This window comes from Mesorhizobium sp. LNJC391B00 (genome assembly GCF_000502535.1).
GTDB lineage: Bacteria > Pseudomonadota > Alphaproteobacteria > Rhizobiales > Rhizobiaceae > Mesorhizobium.
Genome location: NZ_AYWI01000014.1, coordinates 106,277 through 124,417 on the forward strand (window position 1 = coordinate 106,277; position 18,141 = coordinate 124,417).

Consider the following 18,141-nt stretch of genomic DNA (forward strand, 5'->3'; position numbering starts at 1 on the left):
AAGGCCATTTTATGCTGAAAGGCGGGGCAAAACTGATGAATATGCATACACAACCCCAGCGCACACAGGCCGAAACGGCGTTGATCGACGCTTTCGGCGAGCGGCTGTCGCTGCTGCCGGGCGACGGCGCGGTGATGCTGAAGCGCGACGACGCCATTGAGGCAATCAAGCACGGGCTGCCGACGCGGCGCATCGAATCCTGGCATTACACTGACCTGCGCCGGCTGTTGACTGCGGTGCCGGCGTTCGATCCGACGGCCGCCGCCAAGGGGCTGGCGCCCATCGTCGAAGGTTCCGCCGTGCTGGCAGTTCTGAACGGCGTCTCGAGTGCGAAATTCCCTGCCATCGAAGGCGTGACCGTCCAGCGCCTGTCGGAAAAGCTGACCGACGGCTCGATTGCGCCCGGCCTCGACCCCTATGGCAGCGATGACGCCATCGGCGCGCTGAACACTGCTTTCGTCGCCGACGGCTATTTCGTCGACGTCGCCGATGGCGCAGCACTGGAAAAGCCGATCGAATTGCAGAACCTGCAAGCCGGCGGACAGACCCATGTGCGCTTTCCCGTGCGTGTCGGCGCCGGCGCCAAGGCTGCGATCGTCGAGCGTCAGGCGGGCGAGGGCGCGGCTCTGGCCAGCTCCGTCAGCCAGCTGGTGTTGGGCGAGGGCGCCGAGGTGACCTGGCTGATCATCCAGGAACAGCCGGAAACGGCCACCCATCTGGCGCAGTTCAAGGCGCATCTCGGCAAGAATTCGAAGCTGACGCTGTTCTTCATGAATGCCGGCGGCAAGCTTGTGCGCCAGGAGATCGTGGTGAAGACCACGGGCGAAGGCGCCGATTTCAAATTGCGCGGCATCAACCTTCTGGCCGGCGACACCCACACCGACGTGACCATGGTGCTCGACCATGCCGTGCCGCATACGACATCGACGGAAGTGATCCGCAATGTGGTGACCGGCAAGGCGCGCGGCGTCTTCCAGGGCCGCATCAACGTCCACCAATACGCGCAGAAGACCAACGCTAAGATGGCCTGCAACACGCTGCTTTTGTCGGATGATGGCGAGTTCTCGACCAAGCCGGAGCTGGAAATCTTCGCCGACGACGTCATCTGCGGCCACGGCGCGACCGTTACCGAGATCGACCACAACCATCTGTTCTACCTGATGGCGCGCGGCATCGACGNGGCATCGACGAGAAGAGCGCCCGTGGCCTGCTGGTCAAGGCGTTCGTCGCCGAAGTGATCGAGGAACTGGACGACGAAACCATCGTCGAGGCCCTGGAAACAAGGCTGGACGACTGGTTCGTGGCCCATGGGTAAGCACCTCTTTCCCTTCTCCCCTTGTGGGGTCCGAAGGACGGGCGAGGCAAGTGACTCGCCCCGGGCGGTGGCCGAGCGAAGCTCGGTCGGATGAGGGGCGAGTGACGGAGTGAGGCGTTGCCTCAAGAGAGCTTGTAATGGACCAGAAACTCGAAACCACCCCCTACGACGTCGAGGCGATCCGCCGCGACTTCCCGATCCTGTCGCGCGAAGTCTACGGCAAACCGCTGGTCTATCTCGACAATGGCGCCTCGGCACAGAAGCCGCAGGTGGTGCTGGATACGATCCAGCACGCCTATTCCCAGGAATACGCCAACGTCCATCGCGGCCTGCATTTCCTGTCCAATGCCGCGACCGACGCCTACGAGAAGGCGCGCGAGACGGTGCGCCGCTTCCTCAACGCGCCAAGCACCGACAACATCGTATTCACCTCGAACACGACCGCGGCGATCAACACCGTCGCTTACGGCTATGGCATGCCCAATATCGGCGCGGGCGACGAGATCGTTCTGTCGATCATGGAGCACCACTCCAACATCGTGCCGTGGCATTTCATCCGGGAGCGGCAGGGCGCCAAGCTGGTCTGGGTGCCGGTCGACGATCTCGGCATCTTCCGCATCGAGGAATTCGAAAAGCGCCTGACCGACAAGACCAAGCTCGTCGCCATCACGCATATGTCGAACGCGCTGGGCACGGTGACGCCGATCAAGGAGATCGTGCGCATCGCGCATTCGCGTGGAATTCCCGTACTTGTCGACGGCAGCCAGAGCGCCGTGCACATGCCGATCGACGTCCAGGACCTCGATTGCGATTTCTTCGTCTTCACCGGCCACAAGGTCTACGGGCCCTCCGGCATCGGCGTGCTCTACGGCAAGAAGGATATTCTCTCGGCCATGCGCCCTTTCATGGGCGGCGGCGAGATGATCGAGGAAGTGACGGAAGACGTCGTCACCTACAACGAGCCGCCGCACCGCTTCGAGGCCGGCACGCCGCCGATCGTCCAGGCGATCGGGCTGGGTGCAGCATTGGAATACATGGAAAAGATCGGCCGCGAGCGCATCGCCGCGCACGAGGCCGACCTCAAGACCTACGCGCACGAGCGGCTGCGCGCCATCAACTCGCTGCGCATCTTCGGCGACGCGCCGGACAAGGGCGCCATCATTTCCTTCGAATTGCAGGGCATTCATGCCCATGACGTGTCGATGGTGATAGACAGGCAAGGTGTTGCCGTCCGCGCGGGCACCCATTGCGCCCAGCCGCTGTTGAAACGCTTTGGCGTAACCTCCACATGCAGGGCATCGTTCGGCATGTATAATACCAGGGCCGAAGTCGACGCTTTGGCCGATGCGCTGGAAAAAGCGCGCAAGTTCTTCGGGTGACAGGTTCTTTGGATGACAGATCGGAAGAGCACACGTCTGNTGGCGCGGCTGACCGACGACATCGTCTCGGCGCTGAAGACGGTCTATGACCCGGAAATACCGGCCGACATCTATGAGCTCGGCCTCATCTACAAGATCGACATCGAGGACAACCGCGCGGTCAAGATCGACATGACGCTGACCGCGCCCGGCTGTCCGGTGGCCGGCGAAATGCCCGGCTGGGTGGAAAACGCCGTCGGCGCCGTCGAAGGCGTCTCCGGCGTCGAGGTCAACATGACCTTCGACCCGCCCTGGTCGCCCGACCGCATGTCGGAAGAGGCGCAGGTGGCGGTGGGCTGGTACTAGGTTGACTGAGGTTGGTGCACTTGCACCAGTGGTAAAACTTCACCATTTTAGGTGAGGAATCATTCGGCAGGCCTTGAACCTGCATGGAATGGAAGAGGAAAAAGAATGGGACGCTTCGCCGTCATCACGATGACCGAAAAGGCCGCCGACCGGGTGCGCGAGATCGTCGCCACGCGCGACAATGCGCATGGCATTCGCCTCGGCATCAAGAAGGGCGGCTGCGCCGGCATGGAATACACGGTCGACCTGGTGACCGAGCCCAATACCAAGGACGACCATATCGAACGCGACGGCGCGCATGTCTATGTCGCGCCCGAGGCTGCCCTTTTCCTGTTCGGCACCGAGATGGATTTCGAGCAGACCACGCTGCGCACCGGCTTCACCTTCCACAACCCGAACCAGAGTTCGGCCTGCGGCTGCGGCGAATCCGTCGAACTGAAGCCCGCCGACCTGAAGGCGCTGGCTGAGGCGCGCGCTTCGGCCTGATCTTCCTTCTCCCCGTTCACGGGGAGGTGAGGAATGGTCCGCGCAGCGGGCGAAAAGCCAATTGCTTGGCTTTTCGAATGACGAACGGCCCGAAGGGCCGGATGAGGGGCAGCGCTGACCATCGGAAGTCGCGCTCCGCGCCTCCCTGCTTACTTCACCCACATCTTCGTCCGCTTGTGCCAGTCGGCGATCGATTCCTCGGGATAGACGTCGAAGACCTTGTCCTTTTTGCCGATCACCGGCTCGACCCAACTCGCCTTGTATTTCAACATCAGATGCACCTTCTCCGGCGGTTTCGGCAACTCGCTGTCGATTGCCGAGGCGAAGGGGTGGACCAGGTCCGGCCATGTCGGATCGTAGAGCCAGAGCGCCGAACCGCACTTCTTGCAGAAATTGCGCTCGCCCGTCGAAATCTCGCACTTTGGATGCTCGTCGTCCGCGATCTCGGCCTGGTAGACGCCGAGATTGCGCTTGCCCTTGATTTTCAGCGTCTTGTAATCGGCGCCGAGATTGATGGCGAAGCCGCCGCCGCCCTGCTGCTTGCGGCAGATCGAGCAGTAGCACAGCATGAACGGCACCGGCGTGTTGCTCTCCACCTCGAAATGGACGGCATCGCAGCGGCAGGATCCCTTGAGCAGCAGCGGCATGACAGAACTCCGACGGATGGCTCTCAACTTGCCAGCATGGTTTTTGGTTGCAGCCATGGCAAGCCCGGTGACATGATTGCGGCATGGACAATGAACGCATCGAAGAACTGTTCGAAGGCCTCGGCCCGGTCAGTATCCGAAAACTGTTCGGCGGCAAGGGTATCTATTTCGACGGCGTCATCGTCGCCATCGTGCTGCGCGGCGAATTGCTGCTCAAGGCTGACGAGCAAAGCGCGCCCGACTTCGAAGCCGCCGGCTGCAAGCAATGGACCTATACCGGCACCCGCCACGGCAAGCTGGTCGCGATGCCGTACTGGAGCATTCCCGACGACGCGTTTGATGATCCTGACGAGATGAGGGTGTGGGCGCGCCGGGCGTATGAGGCGGGACGAAGGGCGGGGAAGTGAACCGGGACCGCCGCGTTTCTTCCCACCCCCCTCTGTCCTGCCGGACATCTCCCCCGCAAGGGGGGAGATCAGTTGTCACATTGGCCTTCGCTAATCACCAACGTTGAAAATGGGAGCCTGCGGCTAAGCTGTTAATCTCCCTCCTTGCGGGGGAGATGGCCGGCAGGCCAGAGGGGGGTGCTGTCCCGCCGACGTAGGCGATCCTACAGCGCCGTCGCAATCCTCGCCGCCAGCCGCGCATTGTTCTCGACCAGCGCGATGTTGGTCTTCAAGCTCCGGCCGCCGGTCAGTTCGAGGATTTTGCCCAGCAGGAACGGCGTCACCGCCTTACCGGTCACATTCTGCACTTCCGCCGCCTTCTGCGCGGCCTCGATATAGCCGGCCATCTCGTCGGCCGGGATTTCATCGTCCTGCGGCACCGGGTTGGCGATCAGCATGCCGCCGACCAGGCCAAGTGCCGCCCTGGTCTTGTAGAAATGCGCGATCTCTTCCGGTCTGTGCAGGGTCAGCGGCGCGCGGAACGGCGAATGCCGCGACCAGAAGGCCGGCATCGTCTCGCAGCCATGGCCAATCACCGGCACGCCGCGCGTCTCCAGCACTTCCAGCGTCTTTTCGATGTCGAGAATCGCCTTGGCGCCGGCCGAGACGACGATGACCGGCGTGCGCGCCAACTCGTCGAGATCGGCCGAGATGTCGAAGCTCTTTTCCGCGCCCTTGTGGACGCCGCCAATGCCGCCGGTGGCGAACACCTTTATCCCGACCATGTCAGCGGCGATCATGGTGGCGGCGACCGTGGTGCCGCCGGTGCGGCCTTGCGCCACCGCAAAGCCGAGATCGGCGCGCGACAGCTTCATGGCGTCGCCGGTCATCGCCAGCGACTCGCGCTCGCCGTCGGAAAGCCCGATCTTGATGCGGCCGGCGACCACGGCGATCGTCGCTGGCACCGCGCCATTGTCCAGGATTATCTTTTCGACATTGGCGGCCATGGCGCCATTGTCGGGGTAAGGCATGCCATGGGTGATGATGGTGCTTTCCAGCGCCACGACGGGGCGGCCAGCGGCGAGCGCCTCGGCCACGGGCGCGTGGAGGTCGATGAAGGGGCGGGCGCTTTGCGGTGTCATGATAGTCTCCGATCCGGAGATCCGCGCGTCCGCTTGGACGTCGCGCTCCGGCAATGGCAATTGGCCGCCCTCATGCCATTTCCTGCGCGTCGGGCACAAGAGCCAGTGCCTCGGTGAAGGTCGCAATCGTGAAGGCCGGAACCGCGTCGGCGCTTTCAATGGCCAGCGTGGCGGCGGCAACGCCCTCGCGCAATGCCTGGCGCAGGGGCAGGCCGCGCAGCAGGGCAGCGATGGTGGCGCCGGCCAGCGCGTCGCCGGCGCCGGTCACGTCGGCGACTTTTCTCGGCGCCGGCGGCAGGATAGAGAAGGCGCCGGCTTCGTCGAATCCCAGCACCGGGCCGTCGCCCGCCGTCACCACGCCACTGGTGAGGCCGCTGCAGCGCAGTCCGTCGACGATCTCGCGCTCGGTGGCATTGGCATCGACGCCGGCCAGCACCATGGCCTCGCGCCGGTTCATGAAGACCTGCGCGAGTTCCTTCAGCACTGGTATCATCCGCACCACCTTGGCCGGCGAAATGGCGATGGCGAACACCGGCTTGCCGGCGGCGAGCCCCACCAGCCGCTCCAGCGCCGTTGATGGCAGATTGGCGTCGCAGAGCACCGCATCGGCCTCGGCGACCACCTCGCGCACCTTGGAGCGGCGGATCTGCTTGGGGAACGCCAAATCGTAGAGCGCCATATCGGCAAAGCCGGTGATCAGCTCGCCGTCGCGATCGATCAGCGCCGTGTAGCTCGGCGTCGTGCGGTCGAGGAAAACCGCCGACAGGTCGGCAATGCCGGAGTCGGCGATGGCGCGCGCAACCGTCTCGGCCGAGGCATCGCCGCCGCGCACCGACAAAAGCGAGGCCGAGACGCCGCGCCGCACCAGGCTGCGCAGCGCGTTGAAGACGCCACCGCCGACATCCTCGCGCATCGTGCCGGGGTTGGACGCCGCGGGCACGTACGTGCCCGACACCTGGCCGCGGCGATCGATATGGGCGCCGCCCACCGCCAGTATCTTTGCTGATTTCACCATGCCGGCGATATGACCTTTGTTATTCGAACCAGACAAGCGCTAGGCTGTGCGACCGAGCTTCGCAGGCGAGCCGGCGATTCGGCCCATCGAAACAGCCGGAGCATCTGGCCCAATGCGGAACGCGTCCGAAAACCAAACCACGAGACAAAAAAAGAACAAATCCGGATAATGATTGTTTTTCAGTTATTTGATCCCTCTTGCCAAACGAGAACAAAAGTAGTACAAAATGGGCAGGGATTACGGATTGTCCGGCCTTCATTGACGACCAAGGGGTGATGTATCATGGCTCAGAATTCTTTGCGGCTTGTAGAGGACAAAGCGGTGGACAAATCAAAGGCTCTGGACGCGGCGCTGTCGCAAATCGAGCGCGCCTTCGGCAAGGGCTCGATCATGCGGCTTGGCGCCAATGAGCAGGTCGTCGAGATCGAAACCGTGCCGACCGGATCGCTGGGCCTCGACATCGCGCTTGGCGTCGGCGGCCTGCCGCGCGGCCGCATCGTCGAGATCTACGGGCCGGAAAGCTCGGGCAAGACGACACTGGCGCTGCACACAGTTGCCGAAGCCCAGAAGAAAGGCGGTATCTGCGCCTTCGTCGATGCCGAGCACGCACTCGATCCGGTCTATGCCCGCAAGCTCGGCGTCGATCTGGAAAACCTCTTGATCTCGCAGCCGGACACCGGCGAGCAGGCGCTGGAAATATGCGACACGCTGGTGCGTTCAGGCGCCATCGACGTGCTGGTCGTCGATTCGGTGGCGGCGCTGACGCCGCGCGCCGAAATCGAAGGCGAGATGGGCGATTCTCTGCCCGGTCTCCAGGCGCGTCTGATGAGCCAGGCGCTGCGCAAGCTGACCGCCTCGATCTCGCGCTCCAACACCATGGTCATCTTCATCAACCAGATCCGCATGAAGATCGGCGTCATGTTCGGTTCGCCGGAAACCACGACCGGCGGCAACGCGCTGAAATTCTACGCTTCGGTGCGCCTCGACATCCGCCGCATCGGCTCGGTCAAGGACCGCGACGAGGTCGTCGGCAACCAGACCCGGGTCAAGGTGGTCAAGAACAAGCTGGCGCCGCCCTTCAAGGTGGTCGAGTTCGACATCATGTATGGCGAGGGCGTCTCCAAGACCGGCGAACTGGTCGATCTCGGCGTCAAGGCCGGCGTGGTCGAGAAGTCCGGCGCCTGGTTCTCCTACAATTCGCAGCGTCTCGGCCAAGGTCGCGAAAACGCCAAACTGTTCCTGCGCGACAATCCCGACACGGCGCGTGAGATCGAACTTGCGCTGCGGCAGAATGCCGGGCTGATCGCCGAGAAATTTCTTGAAAATGGTGGCCCCGAGCGCGGCGAAAGCGACGACGGCTTCGAGGAAGAATCCGGCGCCATGTAGGGCACGGCCAGAGTTCGGCCATAAATCCAGTCTATTATCCGATGCTTAAGTAACCGAGTTCTTTAGTATTGCGTTTCAAACCGCCGGCCTTCGCGCCGGCGGTTTTCGTTTTTGGGCAGCGTGAAGCCGGCTTGGCAGTTGCCGGATTGGCCCAATTCCGTGTTTCTGGACAGGGTGGGGCGTGCCCGCTAAAAGGCCAAGTCAATCTTCTAAAAAGCAGAGACCAGTGTCCGCCGGCCGTGCCGGCGGTTTTCGCGAAAAGGCAGCACTCATGAGTGGCGTGAACGAGATCCGGTCGACATTCCTCGACTATTTCCGCAAGGAGGGCCACGAGGTCGTGGCCTCGAGCCCGCTGGTGCCGCGCAACGACCCGACGCTGATGTTCACCAATGCCGGCATGGTGCAGTTCAAGAACGTCTTCACCGGCCTGGAGAAGCGGTCCTATTCGCGCGCCACCACTGCGCAGAAAAGCGTGCGCGCCGGCGGCAAGCACAACGACCTCGACAATGTCGGCTACACCGCGCGCCATCTGACCTTCTTCGAAATGCTCGGCAATTTCTCCTTCGGCGACTATTTCAAGGAGCGCGCCATCGAACTGGCCTGGAACCTGATCACCAAGGAGTTCGGGCTGAACAAGGACAAGCTGCTGGTCACCGTCTATCACACCGATGACGAGGCGGCCGGCTTCTGGAAGAAGATCGCCGGTTTCTCCGATGACCGCATCATCCGCATCCCGACCTCCGACAATTTCTGGGCTATGGGCGACACCGGACCGTGCGGGCCGTGCTCGGAAATCTTCATCGACCGTGGCGAGCACATCTGGGGCGGCCCTCCCGGCAGCCCGGAGGAGGATGGCGACCGCTTCCTTGAATTCTGGAACCTGGTGTTCATGCAATATGAGCAGGTCACCAAGGATGAGCGCATCGACCTGCCGCGGCCGTCGATCGACACCGGCATGGGCCTGGAGCGCATGGCCTCCATCCTGCAAGGGGTGGAGAGCGTCTTCGAGACCGACCTGTTCCGTCATCTGATCGATGCGGCCTCGTCAGCGCTCGGGCAGGGCCCGGACAAGGAGACGGTCGCCTCCTTCCGCGTCATTGCCGATCATCTGCGCTCGTCCTCCTTCCTGGTTGCCGACGGCGTGCTGCCGTCGAACGAAGGCCGCGGCTATGTGCTGCGCCGCATCATGCGCCGCGCCATGCGCCATGCGCAGTTGCTCGGCGCCAAGGAGCCGTTGATGTGGAAGCTGGTGCCGGCGCTAGTGCGTGAGATGGGCCAGGCCTATCCCGAACTGCCGCGCGGCGAACAGCTGATCACCGAGACGCTGAAGCTCGAGGAGACCAGGTTCCGCAAGACGCTGGTGCGCGGCCTCGGCCTGCTCTCGGAGGCGACGGAGACGCTTCATGCCGGTGACATGCTGGACGGCGAGACTGCCTTCAAGCTCTATGACACGTACGGCTTCCCGCTCGATCTGACGCAGGACGCACTGCGCCAGCGCAGCATCTCGGTCGACCTTGCCGGCTTCACCCATGCGATGGAGCAGCAGAAGGCCGAAGCGCGCAAGCATTGGGCTGGCTCCGGCGACGCGGCCACCGAGACCATCTGGTTTTCTGTACGCGAGAAGGCCGGCGCCACNGCGCCACCGAATTCCTCGGCTACGAGACCGAACAGGCGGAAGGCCTCATCCAGGCCCTGGTCAAGGACGGCAAGACCGTCGACAGCGCGATCAAGGGCGACGTGGTGGCGGTGGTCGTCAACCAGACGCCGTTCTATGGCGAGTCCGGCGGCCAGATGGGCGACACCGGTATCATCTCCGGCGAAGGTTTCTCGATCGAGGTTTCCGACACGCAGAAAAAGGCCGACGGCCTGTTCGTGCATCTGGGCAAGGTGACGAACGGCACGGTCAAGCCAGGTGCAGCCGTCGAGCTGAAGGTTGACCATGCGCGCCGCACCCGGCTGCGTGCCAATCATTCGGCAACGCATCTGATCCACGAGGCGCTGCGCGAGGTGCTGGGCACCCATGTCGCGCAGAAGGGCTCGCTGGTCGCGCCCGAGCGCCTGCGCTTCGACATCTCGCACAACAAGCCGATCTCGGCCGAAGATCTCGAAGAGGTCGAGCGCATGGCCAACGAAATCGTCGTCCAGAACAGCCCGGTGACGACGCGGCTGATGTCGGTCGACGACGCCATCGCCGAAGGCGCCATGGCGCTGTTCGGCGAAAAATACGGCGACGAGGTGCGTGTCGTCTCGATGGGCACCGGCGTGCATGGCGCCAAGGCCAATAGACCCTATTCCGTCGAACTTTGTGGCGGCACCCATGTCCGGGCGACCGGCGATATCGGCCTGGTCCGTGTCGTCTCCGACAGCGCAGTCGCCGCCGGCGTGCGCCGCATCGAGGCGCTGACCGGCGAAGCCGCACGAAAATATCTCGACGAGCAGGACAGACGCCTGAAGGCGACGGCGGCTGTGCTGAAGATCTCGCCGGCCGACGTGCCGGCGCGTGTCGAGACGCTGCTCGAGGAGCGCAAGAAGCTCGAGAAGGAGCTGAGCGAAGCCCGCAAGAAACTCGCGCTGGGCGGTGGTGCCGCGGCCGATGCTCCGGCCACCACCGAAACCGTCGCCGGTATNTCGCCGGTATCGGCTTCCTCGGCAAAGCGGTTTCCGGCGTGTCGCCGAAGGATTTGAAGCCGCTGGCCGATGCCGGCAAGACTTCGCTCGGCTCAGGCGTCGTTGTCTTCGTCGGTGCGGGCGAAGACAACAAGGCAAGCGTCGTGGTCGCAGTGACGGACGATCTCGTCGGCCGCTTCAGCGCTGTCGATCTTGTGCGCGTTGCCTCGGCCGCATTGGGCGGGCAGGGCGGTGGCGGACGGCCCGACATGGCGCAAGCCGGCGGCCCGGACGCCTCGAAGGCCAATGATGCGATCGCCGCGGTGAGGGCGGCGCTGGAGGCAGCCTGAAAGCCACCCTTTGTCGTATCTGGTTTGTGTGCGGCTTTCCGGCCTTCGCCGCCGTGCTTGCCATTCTGTGGCTGATAGTGGCAAGCCGGCAATCAGCTCTTAGACGGTCCGTCTAGCTAGTTCTTTTCGCCGCCTTCAGGGCGCGCGTCATTCTGCTGGAATCGCCCCAGGTGGACAGCCAGATCAGCACGTCCGTGGCGATCGAAATCAGCGACCGTAAAAAGTTCAGCGCCGGGCCGGGCGATTTCAGCTGCTCTTCGGCGTGATGGAGATGGGCGAGCTCTTCCTCGCGGATCGCCAGGATGATGCCGTGCAAGTCGTGGTCGCGATTGGCGAGGAAAAACAGCTGATCGTCCAGATGGCGATGCACCGCCGCTTCAACCGCCGCCGTGCAGGCCCAGATGCCTTGCGGACCGAGCAGGGCGGTGACAGAACCCAGCACCCAGCCACCCCAGCTCCAGAACTGCATCACCCGGCACGGTCGCGACCGCCGCGCCGGCATGGCGGCGCGGAACGCAGCGCAATGCGTGCGCTCGTGCCCGAGCATCTCCGACAAGGATGGCACGCAATCCGGCCATAAGCGCCTGGCGACAAGAATCTGCGCCGAATAGATCCTGATCGCACCGAACTCACCGGCGTGGTTGACCCTGACAATTCTGGCGACGGTGAGCGCGTCCTGGCGAGATGGGTCAGCCATGGCCCGAACCCATATCAGCCCGCCGCCAGGCTCGGACGTTTTGCGATGCCCTCCCACCAGGCCTGGATGTCGGCCAACGCCGCAAGCAGCTTTTGCCCGTCGGCGACCTTGACGAAATAGGCGATGATGGATGCCGCATGCAGGTCGGCCAGCGTCAGCTGGTCCCCGAGCAGCCACGGCCCGGGAGGCTTGAGTGCGGTGAGCACCCGCAGCACCGTTTCCGCCTGGCGCAGCCCGTTGGCGACCAGTGCCTCGTCTGGCGCTTCCTTCTCAAGCCGCTCGACCGCGACGTCCCAGACCATCGATCTGTAGGCATAGGCGTCGAGCATGCCGATGATCTGGTTCATCGTTGCGCGGGTGCGGGCGTCTTTTGGCTGCAGTGCCGGGCCGTCGAACGCCTCGTCGACATAGCGGGCGATTGCGCTGGTTTCGAACAGGCGAAACCCGCCGTGCTCGAAGGCCGGAATGCGGCCGAAAGGGTGATGCTCGGAGTACCAGGCGGGAGTGCCCTCGGCGGCAAAGACATCGACCGGCACAAGGTCGTAGTCGATGCCTTTTTCCGCCAGCACGAGGCGGACGATGCGCACATAGACGCTGTAGTCCGCCCCGTAGACGACCGGCTTGGCCATGGCTGCCGGCTTACGCCATCGCCTTCTGCAAATTCTCGTCGATCTTGTCGAGGAAGCCGGTGGTCGACAGCCATGGTTGGTCGGGACCGATCAAGAGCGACAGGTCCTTGGTCATGAAGCCGCTCTCAACCGTCTGGATGCAGACCTTCTCCAGCGTGTCGGCAAATCGCTTCAACTCGGCATTATCGTCTAGCTTGGCGCGGTGGGCGAGGCCGCGCGTCCAGGCGAAGATCGAGGCGATCGAATTGGTCGAGGTTTCCTCGCCCTTCTGGTGCTGGCGATAGTGGCGCGTCACGGTGCCGTGCGCGGCCTCCGCTTCCACCGTCTTGCCGTCCGGCGTCATCAGCACGGAGGTCATCAGGCCAAGCGAGCCAAAACCTTGCGCCACCGTGTCGGACTGGACGTCGCCGTCATAATTCTTGCAGGCCCAGACATAGCCGCCAGACCATTTCAGGGCGGAGGCCACCATGTCGTCGATCAGCCGGTGCTCGTACCACAGCTTCTTCGCCTTGAACTCGGCCTCGAATTCAGCCTCGTAGACCTCCTGGAAAATGTCCTTGAAGCGGCCGTCATAGGCTTTGAGGATGGTGTTCTTGGTCGAGAGATAAACCGGATAATTGCGCAGCAGGCCGTAATTCAGCGAGGCGCGGGCGAATTCGCGGATGGAGTCGTCGAGATTGTACATCGCCATGGCAACACCGGCGCCGGGTGCGTCGTATACGTCGTGCTCGATCACCTTGCCGTCCTCGCCGACGAACTTGATGGTCAGCTTGCCCTTGCCGGGGAAGCGGAAGTCGGTGGCGCGATACTGGTCGCCGAAAGCATGACGGCCGACGATGATCGGCTTGGTCCATCCCGGCACCAGACGCGGCACGTTCTTCATGATGATCGGTTCGCGGAAAATGGTGCCGCCGAGAATGTTACGGATGGTGCCGTTGGGCGACTTCCACATCTTCTTCAGCTTGAATTCCTCTACGCGCTGCTCGTCGGGCGTGATCGTCGCGCATTTCACGCCGACGCCCCATTTCTTGATGGCATTGGCCGAATCGATGGTCACCTGGTCGTTGGTGGCGTCGCGGTGGCCGACGCCGAGGTCGTAATATTCGAGCTTCAGGTCGAGATAAGGGTGAATCAGCTTGTCCTTGATGAACTGCCAGATGATGCGGGTCATCTCGTCGCCGTCGAGCTCGACGACCGGGTTCGCCACCTTGATCTTCGCCATGAAAAGAATGCCTCGCTTTTGGGGAACTAAACGGCCTTGCCCGCATGGCTTCGGCCGGGGATGCGGAGCGTATATCAAAGCCTATTTGGCCGCGCAAACGCCGATCCGTGCAGAATGGGTCGTCTGTGCCGCGACCGGTGTTTTGCAAAAGCTTCATTTTGCCGAGCGGATGTGGCAGGGAACGCTGAAATGCCGCAAACAGCAGTTCATTGAGATCATGTCCGCCGTCGATCATCCTGAAATCGCATCCGCCGCCGGGCCGGCGATCATCCTGGTCGAGCCGCAGCTCGGCGAGAATATCGGCATGGTTGCGCGCGCCATGGCCAATTTCGGCCTTGCCGAACTGAGACTGGTCAACCCGCGTGACGGCTGGCCGAGCGAGAAGGCGCGCGCCGCCGCCAGCCGCGCCGACCATGTCATCGATGCCGTAACAGTGTTCGGCGACCTGGCGTCCGCCGTCGCCGACCTCAACTTCGTCTTCGCCACCACGGCGCGGGAGCGCGACGGCTTCAAACCCGTGCGTGGTCCGGTCGAAGCGGGCAGGGCGCTGAGGGCGCGTCAGATGGCCGGCCTGCGCACCGGCATCTTGTTCGGCCGCGAGCGTTTTGGGCTCTACAATGACGAGGTCGGGCTGGCCGACGAGATCGTCACCTTCCCGGTGGATCCCGGCTTTTCGTCGCTCAACATCGCCCAGGCCGTGCTGTTGATGTCCTATGAATGGATGAAGTCGGGCCTGGAAGACGAGACGGCGACCAATTTCTCCAGCCCTGAAATGAAGCCGGCAAGCAAGGAAGAGTTGCACGGGCTGTTTGCCTATCTCGAAGGCGCGCTCGAAGCGCGCGGCTATTTCCGCCCGGCGCCCAAGAAACCCAAGATGGTCGACAATCTGCGCGCCGTCTTGACGCGCGCCGGTTTCGCCGAGCCGGAACTGAAAGTGCTGCGTGGCATCATCTCGTCGCTCGACCGGTTTTCGCCGGCCATGCCGCGCGGTGACGGCTCGCCGGGAGACGATCCAAGGCGTTTGCCGGCCGCTGCGCGAAAACGCCAGGCAGACAAAGAAGATTAGAAATCGCTAAGCTTCGAACGGCTGAAGTAACCGAATTTTATTTGCCTCTCGTCCATTGTTGTCAAAACGGTGGGGTGGCAAATGTTCACGTCCAAAATCGGCCGTATGCGCTTCTTCTTCTATTCGCTCGGCGTAGCCCTGCTCGAGGCCGTTCTTGCTGTGCTGTGCATCGTTGGCACGATCGGCTTTGAGGGGCTGGTCAACTCGGCGCCCGGTCCATCGCGGCAAGGCATGGCAGGCGCGGTTCTGGTCGTTTCCCTCCTGGCCGTGGTCATGCGTGCCAACATCGCCTGGCGACGCAGCCGCGACGCCAACGGCAAAGCCTGGATCCTGTGGTCCTACATCGTGTTCTGCGCCATCTACGCCTTTCTGCAGGCAGGCACGCTGCTGGTCATCGATTTCAAGAACCCGGAAAGCACGTCCAGCGGTTTGAACCTGCTGGCGCTGTCGATCTTTGGCCTTTGGTGCACGATCCTGGTGGCTAAGCCGGTGGCGGGCATCAATATCGACGAACTGACATCGGTTTTCGATTTCGATGGCGATACGCCCATGCCTGCGGGATCCGGTCGGATGGCCAGCAGCACGGCACAGTCTTCCATGCGCAACGCCACACCGGCCACGCGCTCGGTTCCGTCCGCCCAGCCTATGGGCCGCCCGAGGCCCGCCGGCTTCGGCAAGCGCGGGCTCTAGACCGAGGCAAGGTCGTCTTCGCCGGCTTTGCATAGAACTTGCTGACATTCGCCACTTCAAGACCATGATGGTTGCAGATAGAAGAACGGCATTGGCCAATGACCGCCAAGCCTTCTGATCCAGCCTCTTTCATGGTCCGATATCAATGAGCCACCGTCCGATCCTGATGTTCGATTCCGGCGTTGGCGGATTGACCGTGCTGCGCGAAGCGCGCGTGCTGATGCCCGACCGGCGCTTCGTCTACGTCGCCGATGACAGGGCCTTTCCCTACGGCGCGTGGGAAGAGCCGGCGCTGCAGGCCCATATAGTCGAGCTCTTCGCCAAGCTGCTCGACCGTTTTGATCCGGAAATTTCGGTCGTCGCCTGCAATACCGCTTCGACGCTGGTGATCGATGCCTTGCGGGAAAAATTCCCTGGCCATCCCTTTGTCGGCACCGTGCCGGCGATCAAGCCGGCGGCCGAGCGCACCCGGTCCGGGCTGGTCTCGGTGCTGGCGACGCCGGGCACGGTGAAGCGCCAGTACACGCGCGACCTGATCGGCAAATGGGCGCAGAAATGCCATGTCCGGCTGGTCGGCAGCAACAATCTCGCCGGACTGGCCGAGGCCTACATGCGCGAGGGCTTTGTCGACGAGGAGGCCGTGCGTGCCGAGATCGCACCGTGTTTCGTCCAGCATGACGATTTGCGCACGGACATCGTCGTGCTCGCCTGCACGCACTATCCGTTCCTGGCCAATCGCATGCGCAAGACCGCGCCCTGGCCGGTCGACTGGATCGACCCGGCCGAAGCGATTGCGCGGCGTGCTCTGTCGCTGCTTCCGGCTGTCGACGGGCCATTGCCGCAAAGCGAGCCCGACATCGCCGTCTTTACCTCGGGAAAGGCGGACTTCGCCATCAGCCGGCTGATGCAGGGTTTTGGATTGAGCGCGCGCTAGACTAATGCATGTCGCCCAAAAGTGCGCAGCGGTTTTGGGACAACGACATGCATAAAACGAAAAAACTAAAGCGCGTCGCCGACGCGCTTTAGGCAGGCTCGAAGACAATGACGCGCCGATCCGGATCGGCCGAAACAAGCCTTAGCGTCAGGCCATCGCCCTGCCTGAACCCTGAGGCCTTCACATTAGCAACGACAGGCATGTCCGAGAGCTGAACGCGCACACGCTGATCACCGACGTCGGTGACGACGGCCTTGAATGTTTCACCCATGCGCCCCCTCAGCATCACCGCCTCGGCAAGGTCGATGGCCGCGTGGTTGATCTGCGAGGCGCGGGCGCCTGCGCGGCCCATCACCTTCGGCAGTCTGGAAAACGCCTCGGTAACGGCTTGCGGCACCGGCTGGCCGTTGGCGATGGCCAGCACGCAGCGCACGACGTAGCGATCGGCCAGCCGCCTCAGGGGCGCGGTGGCGTGGGCATAGGTCGCGGCCATCGCCTCGTGCCAGGGGACAACGCCTTCCTCATAGGGTTGGTAGGACGCACCGGAGCCGGCGCGGCGGATTTCCAGCATCAGCGCTGCCTGTTGCCTGTTGGTCGGATCGAGGGTTCGCTGATAGTCGGGCAGGCTGGTCGAAGGAGGCCAGGACAGGCCTAAGGCCCGTGCCGCGCTGCGCAGTCTTTGTACTTTGGAAGCATCGGGCGGCGCCATCACCCGGAACAAGCCGGTCCTGTGTGCCAGCATGGCGTCGGCAATCGCCATGTTGGCGGCCAGCGAAAGTGCTGCGTTGTCTTGCTCGGATTGCAGCAGCGGTCTGAACGCAAGCTGGAACGTGCCATCGGCAAGCTGTTCCACCTCCTGCTCGGGCGGGTCGACGCGCGAAGCGCCGCGACGCTCTTCGGCCGCCGCCATGCGCCGCGCGATTTCGGCGAAGCCGACTGGGACGTCGGCGGCCTGCACGCTGTCATAGGCGAGCTTGGCGCGGCTTTGAATGATTGCCCGCTCCGCGCCATCCAGCCTTACCGCTCCGTCGTCGGCGATCCGGACCGTGAAGATGACAGCCGGACGCGGACCGCTGGGCAGCAAGCTCGCGGCGCCCTCGGCAAGCACCCGGGGATAGAGCCCGGCCTTGCCGTCCGGCAAATACAGGGTTTCGCCCCGCGCCCAGGCTTCGCGATCCACCGCGTCGCCGTCCGCGACGAACCAGGCTACGTCGGCAATCGCATAGTGCAACAGAAGGTCGCTACCGCTCGCTTCGATCGAAAACGCTTGGTCAAGATCGGTGGAAGCCGCGGGATCGAGCGTCACGAAGGGCATCGCGGTGCGGTCGGCATGCTGGTCGGGCACGCGCCTGGCCGCCGTCTGTGCCATGGCCATTACATCAGGGGGAAATGCCTCCGGCACATGGAACTCGGTGCGGATTTTCGCGAGGCCGGTAGCGAGTGCCTGCGAGGGATCGTTCAACGATTTCATGGCGCCGTCCTACACCGGCGTTGCGGGCACGGGAAGGTGGTTTGCCGGCAGTGCCGGCCGACCATGGGCAGGCATGAGCGCGGAACGGAAGTTGACCGCCAGCGCTGGAACCGTCGCCGGAGCGCAACGTTTCTTCCTCTGGCAGCAAAGGAGAAGCCGATATGCCTGCAACCTCAAAAGCACAGCAAAAGGCCGCGGGCGCAGCCCTGTCGGCCAAGCGCGGCGAGACCAGGAAGAGCGAACTTCAAGGCGCGTCGAAGTCGATGTACAATTCGATGAGCGAAAAGCAGCTCGAGGAATTCGCAGAGACCAAGCGCAAAGGCCTGCCGGAGAAGAAATCGGCAGACTGAAACCTTGAACCGAGTCGATAAACA

16 protein-coding genes and 2 pseudogenes are annotated in these 18,141 nt (G+C 63.3%); 11 read left to right on the forward strand and 7 right to left on the reverse strand.

Annotated elements, in window-relative coordinates:
- Window positions 1–35: 35 nt before the first annotated feature.
- The 4 genes and pseudogenes from sufD (at window position 36) to sufA (ending at window position 3,525) form a co-directional block, all read left to right on the forward strand.
- Window positions 36–1,315 (forward strand): annotated as a pseudogene (sufD, locus tag X750_RS01000000163370) (Fe-S cluster assembly protein SufD).
- Window positions 1,316–1,452: 137 nt separating this feature from the next.
- Window positions 1,453–2,694: a cysteine desulfurase gene (locus X750_RS139070; protein WP_023748560.1), complete on the forward strand. Its 1,242-nt coding sequence runs from the start codon at window positions 1,453–1,455 to the stop codon at window positions 2,692–2,694.
- A 12-nt stretch (window positions 2,695–2,706) separates the two neighbouring features.
- A complete protein-coding gene (locus X750_RS139065) occupies window positions 2,707–3,039 on the forward strand; it encodes an SUF system Fe-S cluster assembly protein (protein ID WP_023748561.1) in 333 nt (110 codons plus the stop codon).
- A gap of 105 nt (window positions 3,040–3,144) precedes the next feature.
- Window positions 3,145–3,525 carry a Fe-S cluster assembly scaffold SufA gene (gene sufA, locus X750_RS139060; protein ID WP_013532156.1) on the forward strand — a complete coding sequence of 127 codons (381 nt, stop codon included), beginning with the start codon at window positions 3,145–3,147 and terminating at the stop codon, window positions 3,523–3,525.
- A gap of 149 nt (window positions 3,526–3,674) precedes the next feature.
- Here the strand turns inward: sufA and X750_RS139055 are convergent, their stop codons facing one another.
- The gene (locus X750_RS139055; RefSeq protein ID WP_023697559.1) at window positions 3,675–4,172 is read right to left on the reverse strand and encodes a GFA family protein; all 498 of its coding nucleotides are present in this window, start codon (window positions 4,170–4,172) and stop codon (window positions 3,675–3,677) included.
- An 83-nt stretch (window positions 4,173–4,255) separates the two neighbouring features.
- Between X750_RS139055 and X750_RS139050 the strand changes: the two genes are divergently transcribed.
- Window positions 4,256–4,579, forward strand: a complete 324-nt coding sequence (locus tag X750_RS139050; RefSeq protein WP_023669120.1) for a TfoX/Sxy family protein — start codon at window positions 4,256–4,258, stop codon at window positions 4,577–4,579.
- A 203-nt stretch (window positions 4,580–4,782) separates the two neighbouring features.
- Here X750_RS139050 and X750_RS139045 read toward each other — a convergent pair whose 3' ends face one another.
- Window positions 4,783–5,700 carry a pseudouridine-5'-phosphate glycosidase gene (locus X750_RS139045; protein WP_023748562.1) on the reverse strand — a complete coding sequence of 306 codons (918 nt, stop codon included), beginning with the start codon at window positions 5,698–5,700 and terminating at the stop codon, window positions 4,783–4,785.
- Between the two features lie 70 nt (window positions 5,701–5,770).
- Window positions 5,771–6,715 carry a carbohydrate kinase family protein gene (locus X750_RS139040; RefSeq protein ID WP_023739396.1) on the reverse strand — a complete coding sequence of 315 codons (945 nt, stop codon included), beginning with the start codon at window positions 6,713–6,715 and terminating at the stop codon, window positions 5,771–5,773.
- Between the two features lie 282 nt (window positions 6,716–6,997).
- On the opposite strand from X750_RS139040, the gene recA reads away from it, so the two are divergent.
- A complete protein-coding gene (gene recA, locus X750_RS139035; protein ID WP_023669117.1) occupies window positions 6,998–8,101 on the forward strand; it encodes a recombinase RecA in 1,104 nt (367 codons plus the stop codon).
- Window positions 8,102–8,372: 271 nt separating this feature from the next.
- A pseudogene (gene alaS / locus X750_RS01000000163375) lies at window positions 8,373–11,058 on the forward strand (alanine--tRNA ligase).
- Window positions 11,059–11,170: 112 nt separating this feature from the next.
- On the opposite strand, the gene X750_RS139030 reads toward alaS, so the two are convergent.
- The 3 genes from X750_RS139030 to X750_RS139020 are packed head-to-tail and all read right to left on the reverse strand — an operon-like array spanning window position 11,171 to window position 13,606.
- Window positions 11,171–11,755: a demethoxyubiquinone hydroxylase family protein gene (locus X750_RS139030; protein WP_023748563.1), complete on the reverse strand. Its 585-nt coding sequence runs from the start codon at window positions 11,753–11,755 to the stop codon at window positions 11,171–11,173.
- Between the two features lie 14 nt (window positions 11,756–11,769).
- Window positions 11,770–12,384 carry a glutathione S-transferase family protein gene (locus X750_RS139025; protein ID WP_023748564.1) on the reverse strand — a complete coding sequence of 205 codons (615 nt, stop codon included), beginning with the start codon at window positions 12,382–12,384 and terminating at the stop codon, window positions 11,770–11,772.
- A 10-nt stretch (window positions 12,385–12,394) separates the two neighbouring features.
- Window positions 12,395–13,606: an NADP-dependent isocitrate dehydrogenase gene (locus X750_RS139020; protein ID WP_023748565.1), complete on the reverse strand. Its 1,212-nt coding sequence runs from the start codon at window positions 13,604–13,606 to the stop codon at window positions 12,395–12,397.
- Window positions 13,607–13,823: 217 nt separating this feature from the next.
- On the opposite strand from X750_RS139020, the gene X750_RS139015 reads away from it, so the two are divergent.
- The 3 genes from X750_RS139015 to murI all read left to right on the forward strand — a co-directional run bounded on the left by X750_RS139015 (window position 13,824) and on the right by murI (window position 16,296).
- Window positions 13,824–14,672 (forward strand): RNA methyltransferase, encoded by an 849-nt coding sequence (locus X750_RS139015; RefSeq protein WP_023684872.1) that lies wholly within the window; start codon window positions 13,824–13,826, stop codon window positions 14,670–14,672.
- An 81-nt stretch (window positions 14,673–14,753) separates the two neighbouring features.
- Window positions 14,754–15,362 carry a DUF805 domain-containing protein gene (locus X750_RS139010; protein ID WP_023690201.1) on the forward strand — a complete coding sequence of 203 codons (609 nt, stop codon included), beginning with the start codon at window positions 14,754–14,756 and terminating at the stop codon, window positions 15,360–15,362.
- Window positions 15,363–15,507: 145 nt separating this feature from the next.
- Window positions 15,508–16,296, forward strand: coding sequence for a glutamate racemase (gene murI / locus X750_RS139005; protein WP_023748566.1), 789 nt, complete (start codon window positions 15,508–15,510; stop codon window positions 16,294–16,296).
- A gap of 88 nt (window positions 16,297–16,384) precedes the next feature.
- On the opposite strand, the gene X750_RS139000 is transcribed toward murI, so the two are convergent.
- A complete protein-coding gene (locus X750_RS139000) occupies window positions 16,385–17,767 on the reverse strand; it encodes an RNB domain-containing ribonuclease (RefSeq protein ID WP_023739393.1) in 1,383 nt (460 codons plus the stop codon).
- 161 nt (window positions 17,768–17,928) lie between these two features.
- Between X750_RS139000 and X750_RS138995 the strand changes: the two genes are divergently transcribed.
- Window positions 17,929–18,117, forward strand: a complete 189-nt coding sequence (locus tag X750_RS138995; RefSeq protein ID WP_023684876.1) for a DUF3008 family protein — start codon at window positions 17,929–17,931, stop codon at window positions 18,115–18,117.
- Window positions 18,118–18,141 lie beyond the last annotated feature (24 nt).